The organism is Salinibacter sp. (assembly GCF_036626415.1).
Taxonomy (GTDB): domain Bacteria; phylum Bacteroidota; class Rhodothermia; order Rhodothermales; family Salinibacteraceae; genus Salinibacter.
This window is the reverse complement of sequence record NZ_JAZKRW010000105.1, coordinates 1-10,480: the sequence shown is the minus strand read 5'-3', so window position 1 is coordinate 10,480 and position 10,480 is coordinate 1. Positions and strand designations below refer to the sequence as shown.

Genomic DNA, 10,480 nt, shown 5'->3' with positions numbered 1-10,480 from the left:
TCCGGCGGCGACACGAAGAAGTCCGTAAAGAGCATCACCGTCTCCTTCGTCGCCCGCAGGCGGTCCATCAGGGAGGGCCCCGCGTCGTTGGGCTCCGCCTCGTCCTGCGCCGCGTCCGCGCCCGGCCGCCAGTGGTCCCACACCGGCTGCGCGGCGCACGTGTCCCAGTCGATCGTCTCCTCCGAGGGCGCGACGCCCGCGAGGGGCGGCCCCATCGCTTTCGCCGCAAGGTTGGCGGCGCGGACCGCCCGCAGCACCCGCTCCGACGCGGCGTCCGCCTCGGGGGGAGGCGCGTGGTGGTGGCGCACGACGTCGACGAGCCGCTGCGGAAAGTGGAGCTCCAGGGCGGCGTAGGCCCCGGCCGTGCAGTGGTCGCACCCAAAGACGAGCCGCTCCAGGGTCCGGTCGTCGGCCTCCTGCAGGTGCGCCCGGAACCGTTTCTCCTCGTAGAGGGCGGCGGCCTTTTCGGGGTAGTTGTAAAACAGGACCAGCTTGCCGAAGTCGTGGAGCAGCCCCTCCGCGAAGCCGGTGCCGCCGAGGCCGTCCGCCGCGTCCGGGGCCGGCCCGTGGGCGGACGGCCCGGTCGGGAGGCCGTCGAGCAGGGTGCGAGTGAGGAAGCCCGTCGCCTCGCTGTGGCGGATGAACCGCTGGAAGCAGGCGTCCACGGCCCCGTCGGCCAGCTCGTCCATGCGGAGCATGCCGAGGCTGACGACCGACCCGGCCGCGGTGGTCGCCCCCATCATGCGGATCGCCCGCCCCACATCCGTGATGGAGCGGCGGAGACCGTAGTAGGCGGAGTTGATTTGCTTGAGGAGGCGCGCGGTGGCGGCCGGGTCGTGCTGCACGATCTCGGTCAGGGCCGCCGGGTCGGTGATCTCCGGCTCGTGGAGGAGCTCCAGCACCCGGGGCAGCGTGCGCGGAAAGGGGGGCACGCGCAGGTCGAGGGCGCGCAGGGACGCGTTGGAGGCGGGAGCGGGGTCGGAACTCATTGGAGAAGATCACCGGGCCACGGGCGCGGCTCAGGGTTGGGGGCGTGCTACGTAGATTGGCAAAACAACTTCAAAAACCGTCATTCCGAGCGGAGCGCTGGGAACGACAGCGACCGAGTCCTCTCTGGGGTGCGAAGCGGAGATCCGGAAACGAGTGCAGCGAGTTCACGCCAGTAATCCACAAACTGCCGGGAGAAGGCAAGCCGTTTCACGGGGGCTTGCCTCTGTCGCCCGTCATTTCCCTTTCAGGGTTGCGTGACGGATTGGATAGATTCCGGCTCAGCGGCTCCTAACGGAGCCTGGGCCGGAATGACGATACAACATTGAGGGTTGACACAACACTACATACCAACCCCCGGTCTCCAGTGTAAGGCGCGTCATCCTGATGCCGACAGCCGTCGGCCGAAGGATCTCTTCGAATGTAGCGGACGCGTTGCAGGCCAGCACTGCCAGTCACTCTGGCTCTACCCAGCATCGAAGAGATTCTTCGTCGCTCCGCTCCTCAGAATGACCATGCCTCCGGCGTTTGAAGGCTCATCTGGGTTTTGTCGTGTACTGTGGTGCGGGCCTGAAAGCAAGCTTCTTCCGGGAGAAACAGCCCATTCGTCGCTCTGAGCTTGACTCAGAGCCTATCTGACGGTCGCCGAAGCCCCCCTCATTCGGCTGGATGGGCTCCAGATCAAGTCTGGAGCGACGGCAGTGCTGTTCCTAACGTTTAGAGCAGGGTGCACGTGCATCTCACATATGGCAAAACGCGGACTTAGAGGAAGTCGATGAGGGACGTCTGCTGCGAGGAGGCCGTCGCCTGGAGGGCCGCCTGCAGCTGGGTTTGCTTCTGCTGCAGCTCGGAGAGGGCGGTGGCCATGTCGGTGTCCTCGGCGTCGGACTGGCGGGCCTTGGCGTCCAGAGAGGCCGCCTCGATCTGCTCCTGGGCCGTGGAGAGGCGCCGCCCGATCGTGCCCGCCTCCGAGCCCTTGGAAATCACGTGGTCGAGCGCGTCCTCCACCTCGCCGAGGGCCGGGCGGATGTCCGGGTCCGAACCGGTATTATCTACCGGGTCCACGGCGGTGATCAGGTCGTCGAGCGCGTTGGTGATCGTCTTGGGGTTCCCGCTGGGTGTGGTGCCGTACTGGGCGAGCGCCTTGCCGTCGATGTTGATGGTGAGGTCCTGGTTCTTGCCGATCGGCCGGGTCCGGTCGCCGTCGATGGGATCGTAGTCCGGGTTTCCCGCGCCATCGGTGTAGTTCGGCTCGCCGGTCTCTGTGAACGGCTTTTTGTCGGTGCGATTGCCGGCGAAGATGTACTCGCCGCCCTGCGTGCTATTCATCCGGTCCACCACCTCGTCCTTGATCGAGCGGAGCTCCTGCGCGATGGCCGCGCGGTCGCCGTCGCTGCGGGTGTCGTCGGCGGCCTGGACGCCCTTCTCCCGGGCCCGCGTAAAGAGGTCGGCCAGGCCGTCGAGCTCCTGCTGCGTGCGGTCGACGAACGGGCGGGCCGACTCAATGGACTCCTTCCGCCGCGCGAGCTGGTTGCCCAGCGTCTCCATCCGGTCGGCCACGGCAAACCCGCTGGGGTCGTCCGAGGGGCGGTTGATGCGCGTGCCGGAGCTGACCTGCTCACGGAGGCGGCTGATGTCGCGCTGCAGTCGGGGCACCTCGTCGGAGATCACGCCGGAGTAGACACTGGAGTTGGAGGCAATGCTGACGTTGGCCATGGCGGCGGTTCGCGTTGGGCGTTGTGAGTTGTGGGTTGCGGGTTTTGGGTTGGGGGTTTTGGGTTGGGGGTTCGAGGAAGAGGAGCTCTCCGCTCTCCTTCTTCCCACCATCCTCCTTGCAAATCACCCTTCACGCATCACGTCTCACGCATCATGTCTCACGCATCACGTCTCACGCATCACGTGTCACGCATCACGTGTCACCTGGCAATGGACAGCAGCGTGTCCGTCACCTGCCGGGCCGTAGTGAGGACCCGCGCGGAGGCGGCAAACGCCTGCTGCTGCTCGATCAGGTTGCTCATCTGCTGGTCGATCGAGACGCCCGACACGTCCTCGATTTGGGCCTGGATGCGCTCGCCCGCGGCGGCCTGGGCCTCCTCCTTGGAGGCGGCCTCCTGGACCCGGGTGCCCACATTGGCGGCCAGGTCGGTGGCCTGCGGCGTCAGGGTCTCCGACAGGTCGGCGATGTTCTGGGCCGGGCTGGTGTCGCCGGGGAGGGGATTGCCGCTCCCGTCGCCGGCTACAGCCGCGATGTCGCTGGGGCCTTGGATGCTGCTGTCTAGCTGAATGCTGCCCGCCGTCGTTTCCGAGGGGTCGAAGAAATTCTCTCCGGTGTCGCCGTTCTGGTCGAAGCCGCTCTGGTGCTCGCCGTTCACCTTTTGCACCACGTCGCCCGCAAGGGCGTCCAGGTCGTTTTGCACCCCGGGCAGCGTGTCGCCGAGAAGGCGCGCCTGGGCGCCGATCTCGCCGCCGCCCTCGTCCCCCGGCTCGAACGCCACCCCGGTGTCGCCAAACTCGACCGTCGTGCTCACACTGGGGTCGTTCGTGCCCTTCAGGGTCAGATTCGTGCTCTCGGTGCCCTGCACCACCGTCATGCCGTCCACCGTGAGCGTGAAGCCCTCCGATCGGTCTTCCTGGACCTCCACCGGCATCAGCTTCGAGAGCTCCTTGATCGTCTGGTCCCGCGTGTCCTCCGCGGCGTAGTCGGGCGACCCGCCGGCCTCGGCGTTCTGAATCTTTTCATTCAGGGACGCCACCTTGTTGAGCAGCTCGTTGGCCTGGCCCACGTTGCCCTGCAGCGCGTCTTCGGTATTGGACGTGAGTTTTCCGAGGCGTTCGTCGAGGCGGCCGAACGTGTCGGTCAGCTGGCGGGCCTTGCCCAGGAGGGCCTCGCGCACGCCCCCACTGTCCGGATTATTCGCCAGGTCGCTGAAGCCGTCGAAGAGCCCCTCCAGGGAGGCCGACAGGCTCGCGTCGGTGCCGGTGGCGAGGGCCCCCTCCAGCACGCCGAGCACACGGCCCTCCTCCCGGGCGGCACTCTCTCCGCTCTGGGCATCGTTTCCGGCGGCCTCCAGCATGCCGTCCCGCACCCGCTCGAACGTCTCGACCCCCACGCCGCTGGCGGTGACGTCCTGGGCCCCGTTCGAGGTGTACAGGCCCGTCGTGGCGACGCTGCGCGAGCTGAGGGTGACGCGGCGGCGGCGGTACCCCTCCGACTCGGCGTTGGCGATGTTCTGGCTGGTCGCGTCCATCTGCTCGTTGACGGCGCGGAGCGACCGGCTCCCAATGTCGAAAAGCGAGTTGACACTCACGGGGCGAGGCGGGACTTATCCAATGGTGTTGACGAGGGAATGCTCGCCGCCCCCGGACTGGGTCGTTCCGTCGGCGGTGTACGTGCGGGAGTCGGGGTCGGCGGCGGCCGCCTGCACGGCGGCCAGCAGTTCGTGGTTGAGGCCGGCGGCGTGCTCCAGGGCAAACTGGAGGGTGTCGTTTTTCGCCTGGGCGGCCTCGGCCCGGTCCGTCACGGCGGCGCGGGCGCGCTCCAGCTGCGTGCTCGCCTCGGGGGCGCCGTGCGCCTCCAGGGCGTCGATCAGATCCTGGAGCGACGGGTCGTCCGCGTCCAGCTCCAGCACCCGGGTCAGCAGGCGCGCCTGCCGCCGGTACGTCTGGCGCAGCTCGTCGAGCGCGGCCGTGTGCTCCTGGGTCTGCGTCGTGAGGGCGGCCAGCGCGTCGGGCTCGCCGTTGCGGAGGGCGTCGAGCTGCCGCTCGAACAGGGACTCCAGCGTTTCAAATGCGTCGGCCTTTTGTTCGAGGGTCTCAACCAACTTATCGGTGACCGGCGCAAGGCGTTTAAACGACATGGTCAATCTGGGAACGGTTCTGAGACGATGGGGAGTCGGCCGGGGCGGGGAGCGGGTCCACCATGTCCGGGACCGACGTCTCCGGCGACGGGGGCGCGGGGGCCTCGTCTTCGGGCTCCGTTTGTTGGGCCTCCGAGGAGCCCTCCACGCCCCAGCTCCGCAGGAGCGTCTTCGAAATCTGGAGGTCGCCGGCCTCGGTAAGCTTGTCGGTGATCATGTCGGTCATGACCCGGCGCTGCCGGTCGCGCTGGCTGCTCATCCAGTGCTTGCCGTCGTCCCCCGCGAGGGACGCGTCGTACATGCCCTCGGTCATCACGTCGACGAACTGGCGGACCAGCACCTTTTCGAACTGCTCCGCGGCCTCTTTGGGCGTCTCGGGGTTGTCGTCGCCCGTCAGGCCCATGCCCAGCCCGTCCGGGGAGGGGGACGCGCGGCGCTGGACGGCCCGGGCGGCCTGTTCGGAACTGGCAAACGCAACGGAGGACATGGGGGACAGCGTGGGGTTGGGACAGGGAGCGGGTCGGGGGGCTACAGAATGACGAGCTCGGCCTGAAGGGCGCCGGCGCGGTCGATGGACTGGAAGATGGAGATAATGTCGCGGGCGGTGATGCCCAGGTCGTTCAGGGCGGACGCCAGCTCGCTCACGTTCGTATTGGGCGGGAGAACGACCGACCGTGCCCCCTCCTGCTGCACCTGGGCCTCCCCCTCCGCCACCGGCTGGGTCTCCCCCTCGCCCAGCGGGTTCGGCTGCGAGACGAACCGGTCTTCGCGGGTCGACACCGTGATGCCGCCGGTGGTCACCATCACCTCGCTGATCGTGACGTTGCCCCCGGCGACGATGGTGCCGGTGCGCTCGTTGATCACGACGCGGGCGGGCGCCTCCACCTCCACCTCGATCCCCTCCAGGGCCGCCATCAGCTGCGACGTGTTGTTCAGCGCCTCGGGCATCCCCACGTTGACGAGGCCCGCGTGGGCGGCCTCCGCGGCGTCGGGAAAGACCTCGTTGATCGCGTCGGCAATCTTGCTCGCGTTCGTGAAGTCGGGCCGGCGCAGGACGAGCCCCACCTCTTCCTGGTTGAGGTCGACGGGGTGGGCCTTGCGGACGATGGCGCCGTTCGGGACGCGGCCCGTGTTTGGGCTGTTGACCGTGACCTCGGTTCCCTGGCTCGACGCCTGGGCCGCCCCGGTGGTCAGCGGGCCCTGCGCCACGGCGCGGAGCACCTTGTTCGGGTCCTGCAGCGGGGTACGCAGGAGCACGCCCCCGGACAAAGAGCGGGCGTCGCCCATCGAGGAGACGGTAACGTCAATCTCGCTGCCGGTGCCGGCAAACGGGTCCAGGTTGGCCGTCACCAGCACCGCCGCCACGTTGCGCGACTGCAGCACCTCCTGGTCGACGTTCACCCCAAACTCGCGCAGCATGTTGGCGATGCTCTGCACGGTGAAGACCGCGCCGCTCTGGGCACGAGCCCGGTCGCCGGTGCGGTCGAGCCCCACCACGAGGCCGTAGCCGGTGAGCTGCAGGGAGGACGCCCCCTCGATGGAGACCATGCTCTTCAACTCTGAGGTGGCCGTCGAGCCCGACGCCGAGTCCCCCGCGGCCGGGCCCTGCTGCGCGACGGCGGACCCGACCCCGCCGCTCAGGGCGAGGGCCAGCAGTCCCAACACAAAATGCCGGAAGCGAACGGTCGTCATAACTCAGTGGGTGTGTGCATGGGGCGCGTGGGGCATCGTCTCGGGGCCTTCCTCGGCTACTGCATCCCAAGAAAGATGCCAATGCCGGTCGCCACGACGCCGCCCACTTTCAGAAGGAGCCCTTTCGAAAAGACACCCTCGTGGCGGAAGCCTTCCTCGCCGTACTTGATCTTGGCGTTGGCGATCTGGGTGGAGAGGATCGTGTTGTCCTGGCGCACGTCGGACGGGCGCACGACGCCGCTCACCTCCATGACGTGCGTCACCCCGTCGATCGTCAGGCGACGCTCCCCCTTGACCTCCAGGTTGCCGGCGTTGTTGACGCCCGTTATGCGGGCGGTGAAGGTGCCGTTCAGCACCTCGCTCTGGACGGACTCGTTGCTGTTTTCGGTCTCGGAGCTCACCTCCGTCCCGGCCGAGAAGCTGCCGCTGATGTCCTCGGAGAAGGTCCCGGACCCGCTGCCGTTCAGGCTCGACGAGGAGTTGCCCTCGTAGGCGCTCTCGCGCTGGCCGGACGTCTGCTCGTTGATGACGACGGTAATCACATCCCCGGGTTCGCGGGCCACCGGGTCGGCGTACAGCGACTGCTCCGACGCCTTTACGGAGGTCGAAGACTCCTGGCCGTGGGCCGACGGCGTCCCCATTAGGCCGAGAACAAGCGTCAAGATGAGGAGGGACGCGAGCGAGACAGAATGAGATCGAATCATGAGGGCGTGTCGAGACAATGAACGTCGAGACAATGAACGAGGGCGCAATGAGGGACCTCGCGGCTACAGTGTTTTGACCCACCGGACCGCTTCTTCCGTCTGGACGCGGGCCTGGTAGGTCTTGCGCGTGTCGGAGCAGTACACCCGAACCACCTCCTCCACGAAGCCGGGCTCCCGGACCGTGCAGGAGAGGCGAAAGGTGACCCGGCCGCGCCGATAGTACATGTCAGTGTCCGTGCCGGGGCCCACCGCGTAGGGCGGGCGCACGTCCCCCGTCCGCAGGACGCGCTCCGAGCGCAGGTGCCGGTCGGCAACGAGCGGCCCCTGCTCCTGCTGCCCCCGAAACTCGGACGCCCGCAAAGGCTCGCCGTGGAGGTCGGTCACGTTCATCCACGCCCGCTCCACGTCGTCGGGCCCGATGGATGCCCCCTGCTTGATGCGACCGTGCGTCGTGAGCACCGAGTCGTACCGGGCCACGCGGAGCATCGCCCAGCCGGCGTCGCGCCACCCGCCCGAGCTCCCCTTCGTCCGGACCCGGGCTCGGGTAAGCCCTTCGGGGACGGTGCCCCGGTTGAGGAGCTCCAGCTTGAGCCGGGCCGTGCTGTCGATCGACCCCCGGACGCGGCGGACCCGCACGTCCAGGTGACGCGCACTCTCGGGGTGACGGGACGCCATCAGCTGCTCGGCGGCGCGCTGCACGGCCGCCTCCGGACTGCCGTCCTGGGCCTGCCCCGCCAGCGCCCCCCCAAGGAGCGCCCACAGCCCAAGAAGCACGGAACCCACAGACCGTAGCATCGCAGCAATCGCAATTTCAGAAGGACGGCACTACCGCTTCACATTGTTGGCGGTTTGCATCATTTCGTCGCTGGTGGTGACCATGCGCGAGTTCAGCTCGTAGGTCCGCTGCGCCTGAATCAGGCTCGTCATCTCCTGCACCACCTCTACGTTTCCCTTCTCCAAGAAGCCCTGTCGCACGGTGCCCAGCCCGTCTCGGCCGGGGGTGCCGATGAACGGCTCCCCGCTCGACTCCGTCTGTTCGTAGAGGTTGCCCCCGGTGGGCCGGAGGCCGGCGGAGTTGGTAAAGCGGGCGAGCTCCAACTGGCCGAGCTCCACCATCTCGGACTCCCCCTGCAGCCGGGCCTTCACGACCCCTTCCTGATTGATGCTGACTTCCACCGCGTTCGGCGGCACGTTCATGTTCGGCTGGATCTGGAGGCCTGTCTGCGTGACGATGTTGCCCTCGCTGCTGAGCGTAAACGTGCCGTCGCGGGTGTAGGCGAGGGAGCCGTCCGGCCGCTGCACCTGGAAAAAGCCGTCGCCGTTGATGGCGAGGTCCAGGGAGTTGCCGGTCTTCGAAAAGCTGCCCTGCGAGAAATTCCGGACCGTGGCCACGGAGGTGGCGCCGCTTCCAATCTGGAGCTCTGCGGGCTCGGCCCCGTCGGTCTCGCCCTCCGCGCTGGCCTGCACGTTCTCGTACATCAGGTCCTGGAAGACCACACGGGACCGCTTGTAGCCGGTCGTGTTGGCGTTGGCGAGGTTGTTGGAAATGTTGTCGATGCTGGTCTGCTGGGTCTGCATGCCCAGCGCGGCCGTCTGAAGGGAGCGGGGAGGCATAGGCGTCGAGCGTCAATTCAGGAGAGAGTGCCGAGGTTACATGCCGCCGAGCGATTGCGTCGCGCGGCCCAGCACGCCGTCGGTCGTCCGGATCGTCTTCTGCTGGGCCTCAAACTGGCGCTGGACCTCAATCATGTTCGTCAGTTCGGCCACCGGATCCACGTTGCTGGCCTCGACCTTGCCCTGCACGACGACCGGGGTCTCGGCCGGCTGGGGCTGGGCGTCTCCGGCCACGAAGGACGCGCCGTCCACCCGCTCCAGCTGCTCCGGGTTCTCGAAGGTGGCCACCCGCAGGGCACCGACCTCGTTGCCGCCGGCGGTGATGCGGCCGCCCTCGGAGATGTTGATCTCCCCGCCCTCCTCCGCCGGAATCTGGATCGGGCCGCCCTCCCCCATCACCTGGCGCCCCTCGGGCGTGCGGAGCGTGCCCTGACTGCCCACGACGAAGTGGCCGGCCCGCGTGTAGCGCTCGGCGCCGCCCCCCTCGGGCTGGGTGACGAAAAATCCCTCGTCCCCGAGCGCCACGTCGAGCGGGTTGCCGGTGTCCTCCAGGCTGCCGCCCGACAGATCGTTGGCCTGCTGCAGGCGCCGGTCGCTTCGGGGCGATCCGTCCTTCGTGAGGCGCTCGTTCAGGGCCTCGCTGAAGATGCGGTCCTTCTTGTAGCCGGTGGTGCTGGCGTTGGCGAGGTTGTTCGCCACCTGTTCCTGGTGGCGCCGCATCTCGCTCATGGCGGCGGCGGCATTTTCGAACCGGGCGAGCATCGCGGGGCCAGGGCATTGTAAACGGAGATGGTTCGTTGCGGCCTGTTGTCTTCTCAAAGAGCCTACCAAGCCTCGAGCGGCGGCCCCGGGCGCGCGATCACGTCCGCCCTGCTCGTCGCCGGGCACAATTTTCCGACCCGCCACGGCAGATCCTGCCGTCGCCGGCCGTGTCCTTCCCGAACCCGCGCTCGGGCCGCTCTCGGCCGGAGTCTTGGGCCCTCGCCCAAACGAAGACGCACCCCCGGCGTACATAGAGTGTAACCTCTCTCGTCGCCTCTGTCCGGACCCACCTTCTCCGCTCCATGACGCTCCCACGGATCGCCTGCACGATGGCCCTCTGGGGGCTGGGCCTCGCCCTGCCCCTTCTGGCCCACGGCCAGTCGGCCCCTCCGGCCCCGGGCGACACGGTGACGACGACGGCACCGACGGCGCTCTGGGCGTCGGCCGACGCGGTAACACTGAGGGCGGCCCTGCCCTCGGGGGCGCGGCTCGTCGTGGACGCGGTGGAGGGCCCGCGGCTGCGCGTGCGATCGGACTCCGGTCCGGGATGGGTGTCGCGATCCGCCCTCACCCCCAGGCCCGCCGTCGTTCGCCGTTCGGCCCCAGGGCGCAGCGCCGTGACGGGCGTTCGGCCGTCGTGGCGCCTCCCGTTGGCGGGGCGTCGTCCGTTTCCGGTGTTCGGGCGCCGCCGGGCGGCGATCGCCATCCCCCGGCTGGCCCGGTTCACGGGGCGCGGCGGGGCCACAATCGTCTCCGTCTTCCTCTCGAACCCCTCTCGCCGGACCGTGAAATCGGTGCGCCTGGGCCTGGTGCTCTACGACCGAGCCGCCGACTCCACCATGCAGAATGTTCGTCGACGGACCG

11 protein-coding genes are annotated in these 10,480 nt (G+C 68.3%); 1 reads left to right on the top strand and 10 read right to left on the bottom strand.

The features are described from left to right. The 10 genes from V5A20_RS10955 to flgF form a co-directional block, all read right to left on the bottom strand. On the bottom strand, positions 1-989 hold a 989-nt coding region (locus V5A20_RS10955; RefSeq protein ID WP_332327341.1), incomplete at its 3' end, for an HDOD domain-containing protein. Positions 990-1,749: 760 nt separating this feature from the next. Continuing rightward, the gene (locus V5A20_RS10950; RefSeq protein WP_332327340.1) at positions 1,750-2,703 is read right to left on the bottom strand and encodes a flagellin N-terminal helical domain-containing protein; all 954 of its coding nucleotides are present in this window, start codon (positions 2,701-2,703) and stop codon (positions 1,750-1,752) included. A gap of 200 nt (positions 2,704-2,903) precedes the next feature. Next, positions 2,904-4,295, bottom strand: coding sequence for a flagellar hook-associated protein FlgK (flgK, locus tag V5A20_RS10945; protein ID WP_332327339.1), 1,392 nt, complete (start codon positions 4,293-4,295; stop codon positions 2,904-2,906). 15 nt (positions 4,296-4,310) lie between these two features. Beyond that, complete coding sequence (locus V5A20_RS10940; RefSeq protein WP_332316672.1) at positions 4,311-4,844, bottom strand: flagellar protein FlgN; 534 nt, start codon at positions 4,842-4,844, stop codon at positions 4,311-4,313. Further along, complete coding sequence (locus V5A20_RS10935; protein WP_332327338.1) at positions 4,834-5,331, bottom strand: hypothetical protein; 498 nt, start codon at positions 5,329-5,331, stop codon at positions 4,834-4,836. The genes V5A20_RS10940 and V5A20_RS10935 overlap by 11 nt, the downstream gene beginning before the upstream one ends. A 41-nt stretch (positions 5,332-5,372) precedes the next feature. Next, entirely contained in the window at positions 5,373-6,536 is a 1,164-nt protein-coding gene (locus tag V5A20_RS10930) for a flagellar basal body P-ring protein FlgI (protein WP_332327337.1), read from the bottom strand. A gap of 56 nt (positions 6,537-6,592) precedes the next feature. Next, complete coding sequence (locus tag V5A20_RS10925; RefSeq protein WP_332316669.1) at positions 6,593-7,240, bottom strand: flagellar basal body L-ring protein FlgH; 648 nt, start codon at positions 7,238-7,240, stop codon at positions 6,593-6,595. A gap of 63 nt (positions 7,241-7,303) precedes the next feature. Further along, a complete protein-coding gene (locus V5A20_RS10920; RefSeq protein WP_332316668.1) occupies positions 7,304-8,035 on the bottom strand; it encodes a flagella basal body P-ring formation protein FlgA in 732 nt (243 codons plus the stop codon). A 30-nt stretch (positions 8,036-8,065) separates the two neighbouring features. Next, on the bottom strand, positions 8,066-8,854 hold the full coding sequence (flgG, locus tag V5A20_RS10915; RefSeq protein ID WP_332316667.1) for a flagellar basal-body rod protein FlgG: 789 nt from the start codon (positions 8,852-8,854) through the stop codon (positions 8,066-8,068). Between the two features lie 36 nt (positions 8,855-8,890). Next, on the bottom strand, positions 8,891-9,616 hold the full coding sequence (gene flgF, locus V5A20_RS10910; protein ID WP_332327336.1) for a flagellar basal-body rod protein FlgF: 726 nt from the start codon (positions 9,614-9,616) through the stop codon (positions 8,891-8,893). A 302-nt stretch (positions 9,617-9,918) separates the two neighbouring features. On the opposite strand from flgF, the gene V5A20_RS10905 reads away from it, so the two are divergent. Continuing rightward, a partial coding sequence (locus tag V5A20_RS10905) for a hypothetical protein (RefSeq protein ID WP_332327335.1) occupies positions 9,919-10,480 on the top strand: 562 nt, incomplete at its 3' end.

Bases quoted from the DNA above. Each gene is read 5' to 3' on its own strand.
- V5A20_RS10940 (WP_332316672.1), bottom strand. From the start codon at position 4,844: ATGTCGTTTAAACGCCTTGCGCCGGTCACCGATAAGTTGGTTGAGACC.
- V5A20_RS10930 (WP_332327337.1), bottom strand. From the start codon at position 6,536: ATGACGACCGTTCGCTTCCGGCATTTTGTGTTGGGACTGCTGGCCCTC.
- V5A20_RS10950 (WP_332327340.1), bottom strand. From the start codon at position 2,703: ATGGCCAACGTCAGCATTGCCTCCAACTCCAGTGTCTACTCCGGCGTG.
- V5A20_RS10925 (WP_332316669.1), bottom strand. From the start codon at position 7,240: ATGATTCGATCTCATTCTGTCTCGCTCGCGTCCCTCCTCATCTTGACG.
- V5A20_RS10920 (WP_332316668.1), bottom strand. From the start codon at position 8,035: ATGCTACGGTCTGTGGGTTCCGTGCTTCTTGGGCTGTGGGCGCTCCTT.
- flgG (WP_332316667.1), bottom strand. From the start codon at position 8,854: ATGCCTCCCCGCTCCCTTCAGACGGCCGCGCTGGGCATGCAGACCCAG.
- V5A20_RS10935 (WP_332327338.1), bottom strand. From the start codon at position 5,331: ATGTCCTCCGTTGCGTTTGCCAGTTCCGAACAGGCCGCCCGGGCCGTC.
- flgF (WP_332327336.1), bottom strand. From the start codon at position 9,616: ATGCTCGCCCGGTTCGAAAATGCCGCCGCCGCCATGAGCGAGATGCGG.